This window comes from Arsenicicoccus sp. oral taxon 190 (assembly GCF_001189535.1).
Classification (GTDB): Bacteria; Actinomycetota; Actinomycetes; order Actinomycetales; family Dermatophilaceae; genus Arsenicicoccus.
In genome coordinates this window covers 2062913-2081592 of sequence record NZ_CP012070.1, presented here as the reverse complement: position 1 = coordinate 2081592, position 18680 = coordinate 2062913, and the positions used below count along the sequence as shown (strand labels likewise).

16 protein-coding genes and 2 tRNA genes are annotated in these 18680 nt (G+C 71.5%); 3 read left to right on the top strand and 15 right to left on the bottom strand.

Going from position 1 to position 18680, the window contains the following annotated elements; genetic code table 11:
• Positions 1 to 10 precede the first annotated feature (10 nt).
• From clpX to ADJ73_RS09680, 8 genes are all read right to left on the bottom strand, one after another.
• Positions 11 to 1294 carry an ATP-dependent Clp protease ATP-binding subunit ClpX gene (gene clpX / locus ADJ73_RS09715; RefSeq protein WP_050348108.1) on the bottom strand — a complete coding sequence of 428 codons (1284 nt, stop codon included), beginning with the start codon at positions 1292 to 1294 and terminating at the stop codon, positions 11 to 13.
• Between the two features lie 216 nt (positions 1295 to 1510).
• A complete protein-coding gene (locus ADJ73_RS09710) occupies positions 1511 to 2173 on the bottom strand; it encodes an ATP-dependent Clp protease proteolytic subunit (protein WP_050348107.1) in 663 nt (220 codons plus the stop codon).
• A 38-nt stretch (positions 2174 to 2211) separates the two neighbouring features.
• Positions 2212 to 2838 carry an ATP-dependent Clp protease proteolytic subunit gene (locus ADJ73_RS09705; RefSeq protein WP_301280689.1) on the bottom strand — a complete coding sequence of 209 codons (627 nt, stop codon included), beginning with the start codon at positions 2836 to 2838 and terminating at the stop codon, positions 2212 to 2214.
• 228 nt (positions 2839 to 3066) lie between these two features.
• On the bottom strand, positions 3067 to 4743 hold the full coding sequence (tig, locus tag ADJ73_RS09700) for a trigger factor (RefSeq protein ID WP_050348105.1): 1677 nt from the start codon (positions 4741 to 4743) through the stop codon (positions 3067 to 3069).
• 244 nt (positions 4744 to 4987) lie between these two features.
• Positions 4988 to 5626 (bottom strand): CoA transferase subunit B, encoded by a 639-nt coding sequence (locus ADJ73_RS09695; RefSeq protein WP_050348104.1) that lies wholly within the window; start codon positions 5624 to 5626, stop codon positions 4988 to 4990.
• Between the two features lie 3 nt (positions 5627 to 5629).
• Positions 5630 to 6448, bottom strand: a complete 819-nt coding sequence (locus tag ADJ73_RS09690) for a CoA transferase subunit A (RefSeq protein WP_050348103.1) — start codon at positions 6446 to 6448, stop codon at positions 5630 to 5632.
• Positions 6449 to 6525: 77 nt separating this feature from the next.
• Positions 6526 to 7734: a 3-oxoadipyl-CoA thiolase gene (gene pcaF / locus ADJ73_RS09685; RefSeq protein ID WP_172669714.1), complete on the bottom strand. Its 1209-nt coding sequence runs from the start codon at positions 7732 to 7734 to the stop codon at positions 6526 to 6528.
• 145 nt (positions 7735 to 7879) lie between these two features.
• Positions 7880 to 7953: transfer RNA gene (locus ADJ73_RS09680), tRNA-Pro, on the bottom strand.
• A gap of 165 nt (positions 7954 to 8118) precedes the next feature.
• Between ADJ73_RS09680 and ADJ73_RS09675 the strand changes: the two genes are divergently transcribed.
• Positions 8119 to 8192 (top strand) — tRNA-Gly (locus ADJ73_RS09675).
• Between the two features lie 71 nt (positions 8193 to 8263).
• Here ADJ73_RS09675 and ADJ73_RS09670 read toward each other — a convergent pair.
• The 3 genes from ADJ73_RS09670 to ADJ73_RS09660 form a co-directional block, all read right to left on the bottom strand.
• Positions 8264 to 8497 (bottom strand): hypothetical protein, encoded by a 234-nt coding sequence (locus tag ADJ73_RS09670; protein WP_050348101.1) that lies wholly within the window; start codon positions 8495 to 8497, stop codon positions 8264 to 8266.
• 237 nt (positions 8498 to 8734) lie between these two features.
• On the bottom strand, positions 8735 to 9214 hold the full coding sequence (locus tag ADJ73_RS09665; RefSeq protein ID WP_050348100.1) for a ribose-5-phosphate isomerase: 480 nt from the start codon (positions 9212 to 9214) through the stop codon (positions 8735 to 8737).
• Positions 9215 to 9321: 107 nt separating this feature from the next.
• Positions 9322 to 9963 (bottom strand): mycothiol-dependent nitroreductase Rv2466c family protein, encoded by a 642-nt coding sequence (locus tag ADJ73_RS09660; RefSeq protein WP_172669713.1) that lies wholly within the window; start codon positions 9961 to 9963, stop codon positions 9322 to 9324.
• A gap of 118 nt (positions 9964 to 10081) precedes the next feature.
• Between ADJ73_RS09660 and pepN the strand changes: the two genes are divergently transcribed.
• Entirely contained in the window at positions 10082 to 12634 is a 2553-nt protein-coding gene (gene pepN / locus ADJ73_RS09655; RefSeq protein ID WP_050348099.1) for an aminopeptidase N, read from the top strand.
• A gap of 212 nt (positions 12635 to 12846) precedes the next feature.
• Here the strand turns inward: pepN and ADJ73_RS09650 are convergent, their stop codons facing one another.
• From ADJ73_RS09650 to malQ, 4 genes are all read right to left on the bottom strand, one after another.
• Positions 12847 to 13581 (bottom strand): amino acid ABC transporter ATP-binding protein, encoded by a 735-nt coding sequence (locus ADJ73_RS09650; RefSeq protein WP_050348098.1) that lies wholly within the window; start codon positions 13579 to 13581, stop codon positions 12847 to 12849.
• Positions 13581 to 14360, bottom strand: coding sequence for an amino acid ABC transporter permease (locus ADJ73_RS09645; RefSeq protein ID WP_050348097.1), 780 nt, complete (start codon positions 14358 to 14360; stop codon positions 13581 to 13583). The genes ADJ73_RS09650 and ADJ73_RS09645 overlap by 1 nt, the downstream gene beginning before the upstream one ends.
• A 3-nt stretch (positions 14361 to 14363) precedes the next feature.
• Positions 14364 to 15203, bottom strand: coding sequence for an ABC transporter substrate-binding protein (locus ADJ73_RS09640; RefSeq protein ID WP_050348096.1), 840 nt, complete (start codon positions 15201 to 15203; stop codon positions 14364 to 14366).
• 148 nt (positions 15204 to 15351) lie between these two features.
• Positions 15352 to 17472, bottom strand: coding sequence for a 4-alpha-glucanotransferase (malQ, locus tag ADJ73_RS09635; RefSeq protein ID WP_050348095.1), 2121 nt, complete (start codon positions 17470 to 17472; stop codon positions 15352 to 15354).
• Between the two features lie 61 nt (positions 17473 to 17533).
• Here malQ and ADJ73_RS09630 point away from each other — a divergent pair, with 61 nt between their 5' ends.
• On the top strand, positions 17534 to 18544 hold the full coding sequence (locus ADJ73_RS09630; RefSeq protein ID WP_050348094.1) for a mechanosensitive ion channel family protein: 1011 nt from the start codon (positions 17534 to 17536) through the stop codon (positions 18542 to 18544).
• Positions 18545 to 18680: the final 136 nt, after the last annotated feature.

Genomic DNA, 18680 nt, shown 5'->3' with positions numbered 1-18680 from the left:
CCCCAGCTGGTCAGGCGGACGCCTTGCGACGCTTGTCCGACGCCCGGATGACCTCCGGCTCGGCGCCCGTCTCAACGGTCTCCCGCGTCACCGACACCTCCATGATGGTGTCGTCGGAGGGCACGTCGAACATCACCGGCAGGAGGATCTCCTCCATGATCGCGCGCAGCCCGCGCGCCCCGATGCCGCGCTCGATGGCGCGATCGGCGATCGCGTCGATCGCGTCGTCGGTGAAGGTCAGCGAGACGCCGTCCAGGTCGAACATCTTGGTGTACTGCTTGACCAGGGCGTTGCGGGGCTCGGTGAGGATGCGCACCAGCGCAGCGCGGTCCAGCTCGTCCACGGTCGCGACGACGGGCAGTCGTCCGATGAACTCCGGGATGAGCCCGAACTTCATGAGGTCGTCCGGCTGCAGCTCGGCGAACCGGGGCGCCCCGGCCTCGCGGGTCGCCTGCAGCTCGGCCCCGAAGCCGAGGCCCCGCTTGCCGGCGCGGGCGGAGATGATCTGCTCCAGCCCGGCGAAGGCGCCACCGACGATGAACAGCACGTTGGTGGTGTCGATCTGGATGAACTCCTGGTGGGGGTGCTTGCGGCCCCCCTGCGGCGGCACCGAGGCCGTCGTGCCCTCGAGGATCTTCAGCAGCGCCTGCTGGACCCCCTCGCCGGACACGTCGCGGGTGATCGAGGGGTTCTCGCTCTTGCGGGCGATCTTGTCGATCTCGTCGATGTAGATGATGCCGGTCTCGGCCTTCTTGACATCGTAGTCGGCGGCCTGGATCAGCTTGAGCAGGATGTTCTCGACGTCCTCGCCGACGTATCCCGCCTCCGTCAGGGCGGTGGCGTCGGCGATCGCGAAGGGCACGTTGAGCATCCGGGCCAGGGTCTGCGCGAGATAGGTTTTGCCGCAGCCGGTGGGGCCGATCATCAAGATGTTGGACTTGGCGATGTCGACGTGCTCGTCGCTGCGCTTGGTGGACGCCGGCCCCGTCGAGGCCACGGCCGCGTTGATGCGCTTGTAGTGGTTGTAGACCGCCACGGCGAGGGCCTTCTTGGCGTCGTCCTGGCCGATCACGTAGGACTCGAGGAAGGCGAAGATGTCCCGCGGCTTGGGCAGCTCGTCCAGGCCCGACTCGGGGGCCTCGGACAGCTCCTCCTCGATGATCTCGTTGCACAGGTCGATGCACTCGTCGCAGATGTAGACCCCGGGCCCGGCGATGAGCTTCTTGACCTGCTTCTGCGACTTGCCGCAGAAGGAGCACTTCAGCAGGTCCCCACCGTCTCCGATGCGCGCCATGTGCCACCCTCCTGTTCCTGCGGCGGGCGCGGTGGCCCTGCCGTCCAGGCTTCGTCTGCGTGTGTGTCCCTACCCAGGACGGTACCCGGGCCGACCGGGGCGGACACCTCTTTGCCGATCGCTCCCTGCGGCGTGCCGCGGGAGTTCAGCCGACAGCGGAACGCCGCGGCCATGACGTCGGGGCCCGTCCCCGCAGGGACGGGCCCCGACGCGGGGTCACTCGGCCGACGCCTTGCGGCTGGTCAGGACCTGGTCGATGAGGCCGTACTCCCGCGCGGCCTCCGAGGACAGGATCTTGTCCCGCTCGATGTCCTCGCGGATCTGCTCCGGGGTGCGCCCGGAGTGGTGCGCCAGCGTCTCCTCCAGCCAGGTGCGCATCCGGAAGATCTCGTTGGCCTGGATCTCGATGTCCGACGCCTGACCGCCGCCGCCCTCGACGGCCGGCTGGTGGATCAGGACGCGCGAGTTGGGCAGCGCGAGGCGCTTGCCCGGGGCTCCGGCCGCGAGCAGCACCGCGGCCGCCGAGGCAGCCTGCCCGATGCAGAAGGTCTGCACGTCGGGCCGGATGTACTGCATCGTGTCGTAGATCGCCGTCATGGCGGTGAACGAGCCGCCCGGGCTGTTGATGTACATCAGGATGTCGCGGTCGGGGTCCTGGGACTCCAGGACGATCAGCTGGGCGATGATGTCGTCCGCCGACGCGTCGTCCACCTGCACGCCGAGGAAGATGATGCGGTCCTCGAAGAGCTTGGTGTAGGGGTCGGTGCGCTTCATCCCGTAGGACGTGCGCTCCTCGAACTGCGGCAGGATGTAACGGCTGCTGGGCACGGCGAGGCCGGACGGAGCAGCGGCATACGGGGTCTGGGACTGGGGGTTCATCGGAGTCTCTCCACGAAGGGGTAGGTCGAAACGGCCGCTCAGGCCTCGGTGCCGCCGCTGCCGGGCGTCTGGGTGGCGCGCTCGAAGACGTGGTCGACGAAGCCGTAGTCCTTGGCCTCGGCCGCCGTGAACCAGCGGTCGCGGTCGGAGTCGGCCGTGATCTTCTCCACCGGCTGACCGGTGTGCTCGGCGATCAGCTCGGCCATCTCCTTCTTCATGGCGAGCAGCAGCTCGGCCTGGATCTTGACGTCGGTGGCGGTGCCGCCGATGCCGCCGAGCGGCTGGTGCATCAGGATCCGCGCGTGCGGCGTCGCGTAGCGCTTGCCCTTGGCACCCGCCGACAGCAGGAACTGGCCCATGGAGGCGGCCATGCCCATGGCGACGGTGCAGACGTCGTTGGGGATCCACTGCATCGTGTCGAAGATCGCCATGCCCGCGGTGACCGAGCCGCCGGGGCTGTTGATGTAGAGCCAGATGTCCTTCTGCGGGTCCTCCGCCGACAGCAGCAGCAGCTGCGCGCAGATGGCGTTGGCGTTGTCGTCACGGACGTCGGAGCCGAGGAAGACGATGCGGTCCCGAAGGAGCCGCTGGAAGATGTGGTCGTCGAGACCGCCCTGGGACGCAGCCTCGGCGACCGGGGTCGCGGGGACGTTGCTCTGGCTCACCGTGAGTCTCATCTCTCTCTAGCGCTGGGGTGTGCGTCCCGTCGAGGCGGGACGCCGCGTGCTGATGACACTAACGCCCGGCACGGACACACCCTTCCCGGGTCGGGGGTTGTTCGCCCTGAGCGCACACGGCCCACCCGGGCCCAGGCCGCATGCCGCAGGGCCCGCCGCTCCCACGGGTGGGAGCGGCGGGCCCTGTCACCGTCAGGCGATCTGGCGATCTGGTGATCAGGCCGTGGCGTCGGCGTCGGCGGCGTCGTCCTTCGCGGCCTTCTTGGCCGGAGCCTTCTTGGCCGGGGCCTTCTTGGCGGGCGCCTTCTTCGCGGGCTTGGCCTCGTCGGCGGCGGCGTCGTCAGCGTCAGCAGCCTCGGCGTCGTCCTTCGCGGCCTTCTTGGCCGGGGCCTTCTTGCCGGGCGACTTCTTGGCCGGAGCCTTCTTGGCGGGCTTGGCCTCGTCGGCGTCGTCGGCGGCATCCGTCGCCGCGGTGTCCGACGCGGGCTCCTCGGCGGCACCCTTGGCAGGCGCCTTCTTGGCCGGAGCCTTCTTGGCGGGGGCCTTCTTGGCGGGGGCCTTCGTGGCCGGCGCGGCGTCCGCCTCGTCGGCGTCACCCTCGCCGTCCTCGCCGTCCTCGACCTCGACGTCCAGGTCAGACAGGTTGACGACGTTGCCGGAGGCGTCCTTGATGGTGATCTCCTCGAGGACCGTGGCAAGGCCCTTGCGGCGGGCGACCTCGCCGACCATGGCGCCGACCTGCCCGTTGGAGTCCATGATCTGCGCGAACTGGTTGGGGTCCATGCCGTACTGCTGGGCCTGCATGACGAGGTACTCGATCAGCTCCTGCTGACCGACCTGCACCTCACGGGCCTCGGCGATCGCGTCGAGGAGGAACTGGCCCTTCATCGACTCGCGGACGTTCTTGTCGACCTCGGCGCGGTGCTCGTCGTTGTCGTGCCCCTCCTCGCCGCCCTCGGTGAAGTGGGCCTCGACCTGCTCGGTCACCAGGGACTCCGGCAGCGGGATCTCGACGGTCTCCAGGAGGTGGGCCAGGACCTTGTCGCGGGCCTGCGCGCCCTGCTCGAACTTCTTGGCCCGCTCGGTCTGGGAGGTGACGTCGGCGCGGAGCTCCTCGATGGTGTCGAACTCCGAGGCGAGCTGGGCGAACTCGTCGTCCAGCTCGGGCAGCTGACGCTCCTTGACGGACAGCACGGTAACGGTGATCTCGGCGTCCTGACCGGCGCGGTCGCCACCGGCGAGGGGCGCCGTGAAGGTCTTGGTCTCCTCGGCCTTGGCGCCCTCGAGCTGGGCGTCCATGCCCTCGAGCATGTTGCCCGAGCCGATCTCGTAGGAGACGCCGGAGACCGAGTCGATCTCCTCGCCGTCGATGGCGGCGGTCAGGTCGATGGAGACGAAGTCGCCGGTCCGGGCCGCGCGGTCGACCCCGACGAGGGTGCCGAAGCGCTCCTGCAGCTGGGTGAGGTTGGCCTGGACGTCCTCGTCGGAGACGACGACGTCGTCCACGTCGACCGTGATGGTGGAGAAATCGGGCAGGTCGATGGCGGGCACCACGTCGATCTCGGCGGTGAACGCGAACTGCTGGCCGTCCTCGAGCGGGATGTCGGTGACGTCGACCTCCGGCTGGGAGAGCGGCTTGAGGCCGGCCTCCTCGATGGCGTTGCCGTAGAACTGCGGCAGGGCCTCGTTGACGGCCTCCTGCAGCACGGCGCCCTTGCCGAAGCGCTGGTCGATCAGCCGGGCCGGAACCTTGCCGCGACGGAAGCCGGGGATCTGGACCTGCTGGCCGATCGTCTTGTAGGCCGCGTCGATGCTGGGCTTCAGCTCCTCGAAGGGGACCTCGACGGTCAGCTTGACCCGGGTGGGGCTGAGGTTCTCGACGGCACTCTTCACTGGGGTTGCTCCAAGGGTTGAATAGGTCTGTAGCCCCCGTCGGCGCGGGCCGCCGCACCGTCGAGCACCCGAGGGGCACTCCGGCGGCGGCCGGCGGCATCGACGAGGGGCCTGGTAGTCACCAGGGCTCAGGTCATGCTATCGGCTCGCCTGCGTGATCCCTAACGGTCCGCGTCGGCGCCGACGGCCCGCGGGCCCCCTGCGGGTCGCGGGCCGCCGGTGCCCTCGATGCCTGTCGACGCGCTCAGTGCAGGTCGACGGTGAAGCCGCACCCGGTCTTGGCCCGCAGCTCCTCCTCGGTGACGCCGTCGAACATCTCCCGGAGCACCAGGCCGTCCGGGGTGACGTCGAAGACGCACAGGTCGGTGATGATGCGCTGCACCACGCCCTTGCCGGTGTAGGGCAGGGTGCACTCGGCGAGGATCTTGTGGGCGTCGCCCTTGGCCACGTGCTCCATCAGCACGATGACCTTCTTGGCGCCGTGGACCAGGTCCATGGCGCCACCCATGCCCTTGACCATCTTGCCGGGGATCATCCAGTTGCTGATGTCGCCGCGCTCGGAGACCTGCATGGCGCCGAGGATCGCGGCGTCGACCTTGCCGGAGCGGATCATGCCGAAGGACAGCGCCGAGTCGAAGAAGCTCGCGCCCTTGCGGACGGTCACGGTCTCCTTGCCGGCGTTGATCAGGTCGGGGTCGACCTGGTCCTCGGTGGGGTAGGCGCCGGTGCCGAGGATGCCGTTCTCGGACTGGAGCACCAGCTCGACGTCGTCGGGGACGTAGTTGGGCACCAGCGTCGGCAGCCCGATGCCGAGGTTGACGTAGTCGCCGTCCTGCAGCTCACGGGCTGCGCGCTCGGCCATCTGCTCGCGGGTCAGCGGCATGGCTCAGGCTCCCTTCTCGGTGCTGGTGGTGTCGCCGGCGGTGGTGGGCTCGGCGGCGGGTCGCACGGTCCGGCGCTCGATGCGCTTCTCGGCGGCCTGCTCGGCGGTGAGCCCGACGACGCGCTGGACGAAGATGCCCGGCAGCTGCACGTCGTTGGGGTCGATCTCGCCGGGCTCGACGAGTTCCTCGACCTCGGCGATGGTGACGCGCCCGGCCATCGCGGCGGGCGGGTTGAAGTTGCGGGCCGCCTCGCGGAAGACCAGGTTGCCGTGGCGGTCACCCTTCCAGGCGCGCACGAGCGCGAAGTCGCAGCGGATCGCCTCCTCCAGGACGTAGGTCCGCTCCTCCCCGTCCACGGTGAACACCTTGGTGTCCTTGGGGGCGGAGGTCTTCACGACGTTGCCCTCCGCGTCATACATCAGGGGCAGGCCGCCCTCGGCGACCTGGGTCCCCGAGCCGGTCAGCGTGTAGAACCCGGCGATGCCGGCGCCGCCGCAGCGCATCTTCTCCGCGAGCGTGCCCTGGGGGGTGAGCTCCACCTCGAGCTCGCCGTGGAGGTACTGCCGCTCGAACTCCTTGTTCTCGCCCACGTAGGACGCCTGGATCCGGCGGATCTTCTTGTCCTGCAGCAGGACCCCGAGGCCCCAGTCGTCGACGCCGCAGTTGTTGGACACGACCTCGAGGTCCTTCACCCCGGAGTCGTCGAGCGCGCGGATCAGCACGCTGGGGATGCCGCAGAGCCCGAAGCCACCGACGGCGAGCGATGCCCCGTCGGTGATGTCGGCTATGGCCTCCTGCGCGGAGGACACCACCTTGTCCATGTCTGTCCCTTCCTTCACCTCGTCGTGATCAGTCGTATGCCGTCCGCCGCCGGCCTCGTCGCCGACGGCCGGGCCGGTCAGGGGCGCGAGAGCAGCATCGCGACGCCCTGCCCGACGCCGACGCACATGGTGGCGAGGGCGTGGTCCGCGTCGCGGTCGCGCATGGTCATCGCGGCGGTCAGCGCCAGCCGCGCGCCGCTCATGCCGAGCGGGTGCCCGAGGGCGATGGCGCCGCCGTGGGGGTTGACGTGCTCGGCGTCGTCGGGCAGCCCGAGGTCGCGCAGCACGGCCAGGGACTGCGAGGCGAAGGCCTCGTTGAGCTCGACGACCCCGACGTCGGCGAGCTCGACCCCGCGACGCGCCAGGAGCTTGCGGACCGCGGGGACGGGGCCGTAGCCCATGACCCGCGGCTCGAGTCCCGCGGCGGCCGCCCCGTCGACGCGGGCCAGCGGCTCCAGGCCGAGCTCCTCCAGGGCCTCCCCGCTCACCACCAGCACCGCCGCGGCGCCGTCGTTGACCCCGCTCGCGTTGCCCGCGGTCACCGAGCCCTCGGGGAAGAGAGGCTTGAGCGAGGCGAGCTTGTCCAGGCTGGTCAGGCGCGGGTGCTCGTCCGTGTCGACCACGATCGGCTCCCCCTTGCGCTGCGGGATCGTCACGGGCACGATCTCGCGCGCCAGGCGTCCGCTCGCGATCGCGGCGGCGGCCCGCTCCTGCGAGCGCATCGCGAAGGCGTCCTGGTCCTCGCGGCTGACCTGCCAGTCGTCGGCGACGTTCTGGGCGGTCTCCGGCATGGAGTCGACGCCGTACTCCCCCTTCAGGGCAGGGTTGACGAAGCGCCAGCCGATCGTCGTGTCGTATACCGCGTTGCTGCGGCTGTAGGCGCTCTCGGCCTTGGGCATCACGAACGGCGCCCGGCTCATCGACTCCACGCCCCCCGCCACGTAGACGTCGCCGTCCCCGGCGAGGATCGCGCGCGCGGCCATGGCCACCGCGTCCAGACCGGACGCGCACAGGCGGTTGACGGTGATCCCCGGCACCGTCGGCGGCAACCCCGCGAGCAGGGCCGCCATGCGGGCGACGTTGCGGTTGTCCTCACCGGCCTGGTTGGCGCAGCCGAGGACCACGTCGTCGATGCGCTGAGGGTCCAGGGCGGCGTGCCGCTCCACGAGGGTGCGGATGACGTGGGCCGCGAGGTCGTCGGGCCGGACCGGGGCCAGCGCGCCGCCATACCGTCCGATGGGGGTGCGCACGCCGTCGACGATGTATGCCGTCCTCGCTGCCGCCATGCCCATAGCGTGCCATGCCCCGCCGACAGCCTCGACCGGGGTGCTCGCGAGGTCGGTCACACGCCGACGAACGGCGCCGTGGCACAGGGGCGCTCGGACGCCACGAGGGGCCGCCGACGTCTCGGCGGCCCCTCGTGAGCAACGGTCGGGCTGACAGGATTTGAACCTGCGACATCGTGCTCCCAAAGCACGCGCGCTACCAAGCTGCGCCACAGCCCGTGAAGCCCCCAGCCTATCGGCTCCGCCGCGGTGCGGGCGCCAGCCGCTCGGCGGCGGCTGGGGTGATGGGCGGAGCGGCGGGCGGGGTGGTGGATTTCGTCGAGTCCGGGTCGACCACTACCCTGGACCCTGCACGTCGTGGCCCACGTGGGCCCAGCGGCGGCTGCGGGTGTAGCTCAATGGTAGAGCCCTAGTCTTCCAAACTAGCTACGCGAGTTCGATTCTCGTCACCCGCTCCAGCACGAGGCCCCGTCCGGACGATCCGGGCGGGGCCTTCGTCATGTCCTGGCGGCGGGTGCCGCCCGCGACCTCAGGAGCGGCGGTCCAGGAAGGTCCAGAAGCCGACCACCGAGCCCACGAGTGCCGTGAGCGAGGCGAGGGCGAAGGGCGCCATGTCCATCATCAGGGTGACAACGGCGGCCAGCGCCAGCAGGAGGCACAGCGCCACCAGGGTCGGGGCGACGAGCCACGCGACGACGGCGCCGGGGCCGAGCACGGGGCGACGGACGGAGTGACGGACGGGGTGACCGGTGGGCGCGGCCATGGGTGGGGTTTCCTTCTGCTGGGGCCGGGAGGACGTGCACCTCCACTACAGCACGCGCCCACCACGCTTGGTGGCCGAACCACCCGAACGTGATGCTCCACGCGGATGACCTTCACCCGGACGGACCGGTGCAACCGGGACAGCGGGCACATCGTGGGCACACGCTGCGTGAAATCCCAGGAGTCACAGGAGTCACAGGCGTCTAGCCGGGCCACGGCCGGCGGGCCCAGCGGGGGCTCAGCGGGCCCTGTCCGGCAGCTCGGGCAGCTCTCCGGTCTGCTCGTAGCGCTCCAGCATCGCGATCCGGCGGGCGTGGCGCTCCTCGCCGGTGAACGGCGTCGCGACGAAGGCGTCGGCGATCGTCAGGGACTCCTCCGGGGTGGTGAAGCGGCCGCCGATGGAGCAGACCCGGGCGTCGTTGTGCTCCCGTGCGAGCTGCGCCAGCTCGGGGGTGTAGGCCAGGGCGGCGCGCACGCCCTTGACCTTGTTGGCGGCGATCTGCTCGCCGTTGCCAGACCCGCCGAGGACGAAGCCGAGGGACTCCGGCTCCGCGGCGACCGCCTCGGCGGCCCGCAGGCAGAAGACGGGGTAGTCGTCGACCGGGTCGTAGACGAACGGGCCGTGGTCCACGACGTCGTGGCCCTGCCCGCGCAGGTGCTCGATCATGGCCTGCTTGGCCTCGAGGGCGGCGTGGTCGGCGCCGATGTGGATGCGCATGGTGGGACTTTCTGGTCGATGGTTCGTGCTGGTGAGGGCTGAACGACCGGCGGCCGCGCGATCAGCCTGGTGAAGGAAGGCCGGTCAATCGCGCTACCGCCGGTAGGTCAGTCGAAGATGGGGCCGACGTCGCGGGACCGCTTCAGCTCGAAGAAGCCCGGCGTGCCCGCCACCAGCACGCAGCCGTCGAAGAGGCGGACGGCGTCCTCGCCCTTGGGGGCCGGCGACACGACCGGGCCGAAGAACGCGACGCCGTCGACGCTGACGACCGGGGTGCCGACCTCGTCGCCGACGAGGTCCATGGCGCGCTGGTGCGAGGCCCGCAGCGCCCGGTCCAGGTCGTCGCCGGCCACCGGCTCCGCGGCGTCGGCCAGCTCGGCCGGCAGACCCGCCGCCGCGAGCGCCTCGCGGATCACCACGGGGAAGTCCTTGTTGCCGCCCGGGTGGATGCGGGTGCCCATCTCGTCATACAGCCGCTTGACGGCGTCGGGGCCGTGGTCGCGGGCGGCCGCCATGATGACCCGCACCGGGCCCCACGCGCGGTCCATCAGGTCGCGGTAGTCGTCGGGCAGGTCCCGACCCTCGTTGAGCACGGACAGGCTCATCACCGACCAGGTGACGGCGAGTCCGCGCTCGCGCTCCACCTCCATCAGCCAGCGGGAGGTCATCCAGGCCCAGGGGCAGGCCGGGTCGAAGAACATCTCGACGGACGGGGTGGGGGGATTCGTCTGCTCGCTCACCGGGCCCATCCTGCCAGCATCGGGGCAGCCGCACCCGTCCGCGCCCACGAACCTGCAAGGATGGGCGGGCCATCGGCCCCTCTCCCCCGCGAGGGGCCTGCTCAGCACCACCCGAAAGGCTCCGCCCGTGCCTGGCACCAATCTCACGCGCGACGAGGCGCGTCACCGGTCCCAGGTCGTCTCCGACGTCAGCTACGACGTCGAGCTCGACCTGATGACCGGCCCCACGACCTTCACGACGACCACGACGGCGCGGTTCCGCGCGACGCCGGGCGCCGAGACCTTCCTGGACCTGGTCGGCGACTCCGTGCAGGAGATCGTCCTCAACGGCCGCCACCTCGACCCGGCCGAGGCGTATGCCGACAGCCGCATCCACCTGCCCGACCTCGCCGCCGACAACGAGGTGCTGGTCCGCGCCACCGGCATCTACATGAACACCGGCGAGGGGCTGCACCGGTTCGTCGACCCGGCGGACGGGGAGGTCTACCTCTACACGCAGTTCGAGGTGCCGGACTCCCGGCGGATGTTCGCGGTCTTCGAGCAGCCGGACGTGAAGGCGACGTTCGCGTTCACGGTGACGGCGCCGGCCCACTGGCAGGTCATCAGCGCCTCCCCCACGCCGGAGCCGACCGACGCCGGCGAGCGCGACGGGGTGGCCGCCGGCCGCTGGGAGTTCGCGCCGACGCCGCGGCTGTCGTCATACGTGACCTCGTTGATCGCCGGGCCCTATGACCGGGTGACGAGCTCGGTGAGCACGCGCGCCGGGGAGATCCCGCTCGGCATCTTCAGCCGCCGGTCGCTGACCCCCTTCGTGGACCACGACGAGCTCTTCGACATCACCCGGCGCGGGTTCGGCTTCTTCGAGGAGGAGTTCGACCTGGCGTTCCCCTTCGCGAAGTACGACCAGATCTTCACGCCGGAGTACAACATGGGCGCGATGGAGAACGTCGGCGCCGTCACCTTCCACGAGATGTACGTCTTCCGCGCCAAGGTCTCCGAGGCGACCGTCGAGCGTCGCGCGCTGACGATCCTGCACGAGCTGGCGCACATGTGGTTCGGCAACCTCGTGACGATGACCTGGTGGGACGACCTGTGGCTCAACGAGTCCTTCGCCGAGTGGGCGTCGACCACCGCTCAGGCCGAGGCGACCCGCTGGACGTCGGCGTGGACCACCTTCGGCACCGCCGAGAAGGCCTGGGCCTACCGCCAGGACCAGCTCTCCTCGACCCACCCGATCGCCGCGGACATCCGTGACCTCGCCGACGTGGAGACCAACTTCGACGGGATCACCTACGCCAAGGGCGCGTCGGTGCTCAAGCAGCTCGTGGCCTACGTCGGGCGGGACGCCTTCCGCGACGGGCTGCGCGCCTACTTCGTCAAGCACGCGTGGGGCAACACCGAGATCGGCGACCTGATGCGCGAGCTCGAGGCGACCTCCGGGCGCGACCTCGGCCGGTGGCAGGAGCTGTGGCTGGAGCAGGCGGGGGTCACCACCCTCTCCCCCGAGCTCGAGGTGACGGACGGCGTGATCCGCTCGGCGGCGATCGTCCAGACGGCGCCGAGCGGGTCCCCGGTGCTGCGACCGCACCGCCTCGCCGTGGGCTGCTATGCCCTGCAAGGGGACTCGCTCCACCGCACCGACCGCTACGAGGTCGACGTGGACGGCGCCCGCACCGAGCTGCCGATGCTGGTGGGCCGGCCGGCGCCCGACGTGCTGCTCGTCAACGACGACGACCTCGCCTATGCCAAGCTGCGCCTCGACCCTGCGTCGCTGGCGTGCGTGGTGGCGCAGCCGCGGGCGTTCACGGACTCGCTGCCGCGCTCCCTGGCGCTCGCCGCCGCGTGGGACATGACCCGCGACGCCGAGATGCGCGCGTCGGACTACGTCGCGCTGGCGCTGCGCGCCGTCGACGGCGAGGAGGACGCGACGCTGCTGCGGGTGCTGCTCGCCCAGCTGGCGACGGCGCTCGGTGCCTACGTCGCGCCCGAGCACCGCGACACGCTGCGCGACCAGGTGGCCGCCGAGCTGCGCCGGCTCGCCGAGGCCTCCGCCCCCGGGTCGGACGCCCAGCTGCAGCTGGTGTCGGCGCTGCTCGCCGTCTCCACCCGGGAGACCGACCTGGACCTCGCCCAGGGTCTGCTCGAGGGCTCCCTGGCGCTGGACGGCCTCGCCGTCGACGCCGACATGCGCTGGACCCTGCTGGTGGCCCTGGCCGCCGGGGGCCGCGCGGACGCCGCGACGATCGAGTCGGAGAAGACCCGCGACAACACCGCCTCCGGCCACGAGCGCGCCGCCGTCGCCCTCGCCGCCCGCCCGACCGCCGCGGCCAAGGCCGAGGCCTGGCGCCGCGGCGTGGAGGACGCCAGCGAGTCCAACACCATCGTCGGGTCCACCGCCGCGGGCTTCGGCCGGGTGCACGACCTCGCCCTGCTCGAGCCGTATGTCGACCGCTACTTCGCGATGCTGCTCGGCATGTGGGAGCGGCACTCGTTCGCGCTGGGCGAGGTGGTGGCGCGGTCGTTCTACCCGATGCCGCTGGCCGACGCCCGGCTGCTGGCCGGGACTGAGGCCTGGCTGGAGGCCCACGGCGACGCCCCCGCCGGGCTGGTGCGCGTGGTGCAGGAGCACCGCGACACGGTGGCCCGGGCGCTGCGGGTGCAGGCACGCGACGCCGCCTGACCGGCGAGGGCCGGGCGCCTCGAGGGCGCCGACCCCTCATGGGTCGGGGCGCCTCGCGGGTCGGGGCGCCTCGCGGGTCGGGGCGCCTCGCGGGTCGGGGCGCCCTCAGCCGGACGGATCGGGGAACCTGGCGTGGCCCTGGGGCCATCCAGGTTCCCCGATCACGGCAGCGATGTGGCGGGGGTGGTGCGGGGTTGCGGCATACGGGCGTGTCACAGCACCCGGGAGAGGAACCTCCGCAGCCGGTCCGTCTGCGGCGCACCGAACACCGCCTCGGGCGCGCCGTGCTCGGCCACCACGCCGCCATCCATGAACGCCACCTCGTCGGCGGCCTCGCGCGCGAAGCCCATCTCGTGGGTCACGACGAGCATCGTCATGCCGCTCGCGCCCAGGTCGCGCATGATCGCGAGCACGCCCTTGACGAGCTCCGGGTCGAGCGCGGACGTGGCCTCGTCGAAGAGCATCACCCGGGGCTCCATCGCGAGCGCCCGCGCGATCGCGACCCGCTGCTGCTGGCCGCCGGACAGCGCGGCCGGGCGCACGTCGGCCTTGTGCGCCAGACCCACCGCGTCGAGGTGCTCGATCGCCCGGGCGCGGGCTTCGTCGGCGGACAGGCCGAGCAGCCGGCGTGGCCCGAGCGCGACGTTGTCCGCGACGGTCTTGTGCGGGAAGAGGTTGAAGTGCTGGAAGACCATCCCCACCCGACGGCGCAGCCGGTCCGGGTCCTCCCGGAGCACGGACCGCCCGTCGAGCAGCACGTCCCCGGAGGCGGGCTCGAGGAGCCGGTTGACGACCCGCAGCAGGGTGGACTTGCCCGACCCGGACGGCCCGATCACGCAGGTCGTCGTGCCGGCGGGCACGAGCAGGTCGACGCCGCGCAGGACCCGGTTGCGCCCGAAGGCCAGGTGGACGTCCCGCAGCTCCACGCTCGTCGCGTCGGCGGTCATCAGTGGGCCTCCTGGGTCAGCGCGAGGGCACCCTCGTCGGGGGCGTCGGGCGCGTCGGGGTCCTCGCCGTCCGCGCGGCGGCCATGGCGCAGCCGGTGGTCGATGGCGTTGACCACGTGAGTCAGCGGCACGGTGATCACCAGGTAGAACAGGCCGGCCAGCAGCAGCGCGGACTGGTTGCCGGTGTTGGCGGCGTAGTCCTGACCGATCCGGAAGAGCTCGCGCTGGGAGGCCAGCAGCCCGAGGAAGTAGACGAGCGACGACTCCTTGATCAGCGAGATGAGCTGGTTGACCAGGGCGGGCAGCACGCGACGCACCCCGAGCGGGATGACGACCAGGCGCATCGCGGCGGCGTGCGAGAAGCCCAGCGCGCGGGAGGCCTCCAGCTGGCCGGCCTCGACCGACTGGATGCCGGACCGGAAGATCTCCCCGATGTAGGCCGAGGCGATGAGGGACAGCGCGAGGATGCCGAGCGGATAGGGGTTGGAGCCCCACAGCTGCAGCCCGACCGGCGACAGCCCCACCCCGATCAGCAGGATCGTCACGGCCGCGGGCAGCCCGCGGAAGACGTCGGTCCACACCCGGGCGGGCCACCGCAGCCAGCGGCGGCGGGACAGCCCCGCGACCGCGAGGACCATGCCGACGACCGTCCCGATCAGCCCGGCGGAGATCGCCAGGAGCAGGGTGTTGGGCAGGCCGACGGTCAGCAGGTCCGGGAAGGCCTCCCGCATCGCGTCGAGGTCGAAGAAGGTGTCCCGGATCGTCGAGAGGACGTCCATGGGTCAGCGCGTGATCTGGACCGCACCGCTGCCCGGCGTGAAGCTCGCCGGCGTCTTGCGGCCCGGGTAGTACTGGGCCACGAGGCGGTTCCACGTCCCGTCCTTGATGACCTCGTCGAGCGACTGGTCGAGCTTGGCCTTGAGCGCCGTCTTGTCCTTGGCGACCGCGAACGCCATCGGCGTGGGGCTCAGCTCCTTGGCGGCGAGGACGACCTTGCCGCTGGACTGGCCGGCGAGCTTCTCCCCGATCTCGGCGGGGCTGACCCACGCGTCGACGGTGCCGGCCTTGAGCTGGTTGAGCGCCGAGTTGTAGTCGGGGACGCGGACCGGGTTGAGGCCCTTGCCCGTGGCGTAGTCGTCCTGGACCGTGCCCTGGACCACGACGACGCGCTTGCCGGTGAGCTGGTCGAAGCCCTTGATCGCGGACCCGGCGGGGACGTCCAGCCCGAGGTAGCCGAAGTCGTAGCCGTGGGTGAAGTCCACGGTCTGCTTGCGCTTCTCGGTGATGGTGATCGAGGACGAGCCGACGTCGTACTTGCCGGACTTCACCTGCGCCAGCAGGCCGGAGAAATCGGTGCCCGCGAACTCGACCTTGAGGCCGGCCTTGGCCGCGACGGCCTTGAGCAGGTCGTTGTCGAAGCCGGTGAACTGCCCGTCCTTGAGGAAGACGTTGGGCGGCGCGTCGGTCAGCGTGCCGACGTGCAGCACGCCCGGCTGCTGCAGCCCGAGGGGGTTGTCGGCGGAGGAGCCGCCGGACCCGGACCCGCACGCCGCGAGGCCCAGCATCATGGCCACGCCGGCGGTGGCGAGGACGGTGCGGCGGGCGGGCGGGTAGGCAGGCATGGGTGATCCTTCGGGAGAGGGTGGTGGGTAACCGGCATACGGCTCGGTCGCGTCAGAAACTTATCCAACGCAAAACGTCGCGTTTTGCATGTCCGTATGCCGGACCTCCACCGTCCCACCCACGCACCCCCTCGGGGGCCGAGCCGCGTCAGGCCAGGGTGCGGGCGAGCCGACGCGCCCACGGCGAGCGCATCAGCTCCTCGAGCAGCACCGGCCGGCCGTCGGGCCCGGCGAGCGGCATGCGCCAGTTGGGGTACTCCTCGTCGGTCCCGGGCTGGTTGATGATCCGCACGTCCAGCGCCAGGTCGGACACCGAGATGCCGCGCAGCAGCGCCGGGGTCCAGGACAGCAGCTTGTGCAGCGCCTCGATGGTGTCCTCGTGGGAGGCGCCCTCGCGCAGCAGCCCGCGCGAGCGGAGCAGCGCCATGATCCCCTCCTGCTCGTGGACCTCGCTGGCCCGCTCCTCCTCGATCGGGCGGGTCAGCAGCCCGAGCTCGTGGCGCAGGTCGATGTGCACCTGCTGGAGGTAGCCGGCGGTGGGCGGCAGGTCGTGGGTGGTCACGGTGGCGAGGCACAGCCGGCGGTAGGACTCCGGCTGGATCGGCTCCCCGCCGTGCTCGTAGTCGCGCTCGAACCACAGGATCGAGGTGCCCATGACGCCGCGGTCGGCCAGGTAGTCGCGCACCCACGGCTCGACGGTGCCGAGGTCCTCGCCGATGACGACCGCGCCGGCGCGGTGCGCCTCCAGCGCCAGGATCCCGATCAGCGCGTCGTGGTCGTAGCGCACGTAGGTGCCCTCGAAAGGCTTGCAGCCCTGCGGGATCCACCACAGCCGGAAGAGCCCGATGATGTGGTCGACGCGCAGGCCGCCGGCCGAGCGCAGCACGGTGCGCAGCATGTCGCGGTAGGGCGCGTAGCCCAGCTCGGCGAGCTGGTCGGGGCGCCACGGCGGCTGGCTCCAGTCCTGGCCGAGCTGGTTGTACTGGTCGGCGGGGGCGCCGACGGTGACGCCGCGGGCCAGCGCGTCGCGCAGCCCCCAGGCGTCGGCGCCGCTCGGGTGGACACCCACCGCGAGGTCGTGGATCAGGCCGAGCCGCATGCCGGACTCCAGCGCCACGCGCTGGGCCGTGCCGAGCTGGTCCTCGACGATCCACTGCAGCCAGCAGAAGTAGTCGACCTCGTCGGCGAGCTCCTGCCGCTTGGCCTCGACGGCCTCGCTGGCGGAGTCCTGCAGCTCGGTGGGCCAGGTGTCCTCGTCCTCGCCGTAGGCCACGGACAGCGCGCACCACGTCGCGAAGTCCACCAGCCCCTGGCCCTCACGCTCGCGAAAGGCCGCGAAGTCACGCTCGCGACGGGGTGACCGGGTCACGCGGTGGACCAGCCGCAGCGCGGCGTCCTTGAGGCGCCACGAGGCGTCCCGGTCCACCAGGTCGACCTCGTCGAGGCGCAGCGCGTCGTCGGCGTGCCACTGCAGCAGCGAGCGGTCCTGGCCCGAGAGGTAGCCGGTCTCGGGGATCTCCTCGACCCGGATGTAGAGCGGGCTCACGAAGCGGCGCGTCGTCGGCAGGTAGGGCGACGGCTCGACCGGCGCGACGGGCTCGGCCGCGTGCAGCGGGTTGACCAGCACGAAGTCGGAGCCGAGCTCCGACCCGGCCCAGGCGGCCAGCTCGGCCAGGTCGGCGGCGTCGCCCATCCCCCACGAGCGGGACGACCGGGTGGCGTAGAGCTGGGTCATGACGCCCGAGGCGGGCCGGTCGGCCAGCGACGCCGGCACCTCGAGACGGTCGGGCGTGACCACGAGCGGGCAGGTGACGTCGGTGCCGGCGACGGTGGCGACGACCTCGTGCCACCCGAGCGGCAGCCCGGCGGGCAGGGCGAAGGTCGCCTCCCCCACCTGCTCCCCGTCCACGACGCGCGGGTCCACCCACCGGTCGACCTGGTCCAGGGCCAGCGCCGCGCCGCCCTCCTCCAGCCGCACGGAGACGGCGACCTGGGAGCCGTGGGGGACGTGCACCGCCAGCGACGCCGGCTCGCCGGCCCGCATCACGACCACCGGGGGCAGCGTCCGCCGCCACTCGCGGTCCTGGACCCCGGTCAGAGCGGCTCGCACCGCGTCGTCGGTGCTCGCGTCCTCGCCGAGGGCGGCCAGCACCGCGACGATGGTGCGGACCGGCACGGTGACGTGCTGCCCCTGCCAGTCCCAGTACTCCGTGGCCACGCCGTGGGCGCGGGCGAGCTCGATCAGGTCGGTCGAGGGTGCGTCAGTCACGGGGTGAAGTGTGTCATGTCACTGCCAGCGACGACCAAGGTCGACCCGCCATGATGGGGCCATGAGCTCAGCCGTCACGTCCTCCCTGCTCGAACCCCTCGCCGTCACCTGGGACCAGGCGTGGCACTGGGCGGAGGGGGCGCCGCTGTCGATCGTCGGGATCATCCTCGGGGCGGTCGTGCTGCGCTGGCTGATCCACCGCGCCATCAACGGCTTCGTGCACACCCTGCTGGCCCGCTCCGAGCGGCAGGACACGGCGACGACCACCGGGACCCGGGTCGACACCGCGGAGCTGCCGGTCATCCGCCGGCAGGCGCGGCGGGCGGCCAAGATCTTCGGCGACCCGACGGTGATCAACGCGGCCCGCCAGGAGCAGCGCGTGCGGACCCTCGGGGCGGTGCTGCGCTCCATCACCACCGTGACCGTGGCCTTCATCGCGGTGCTGATGATCTGCGACGAGCTGTCCCTCAACATCGCGCCGCTGCTGGCCTCGGCGTCCGTCGGCGGCGTCGCGCTGGGCTTCGGCGCGCAGAGCCTGGTCAAGGACTACCTGTCCGGGATGTTCATGATCATCGAGGACCAGTACGGCGTCGGCGACGTCGTCGACACCGGCGAGGTCATCGGGACCGTCGAGGACATCTCGTTGCGGCTCACCACGATCCGCGACTTCAACGGGGTCATCTGGTACATCCGCAACGGCGAGATCCTGCGCATCGCCAACCGCTCCCAGGGCTGGTCCACCGCCCTCGTCGACATCCCCGTCCCCGTCACCGAGTCCATGGAGAAGGTCATGCCGATCATCTCCCGCGCGATCCGCGGCATGGACAAGGAGGAGGACTGGGTCGGCAAGGTCATCGAGCAGCCCGAGGTCGGGGGCGTCGAGTCCATCATCGGCGGCGTCGCGACGGTCCGCATCATTGTCAAGTGCGCGCCCAACGAGAACGTCCCCGTCGGCCGCGAGGTGCGCTCCCGCGTCATGGCGGCCCTCGCCGACAAGGGGGTCTCCCTGCCGGTCATGCCCGGGTTCGGGCCGGGGGTGCTGCCGTATGGCGGCACCGGGGCCGCCAAGTAGCGCGGCCGGCGGCCACCCCACCCCTTCGCCATTGGTCACCAATGACGTTCATGATCGTTCAAAACGGGGCGATCTCCGTCATTGGTGACCAATGGTGGCAGCGGGGGCGGGGCGGGCGCGGCATACGCTGGGCGTC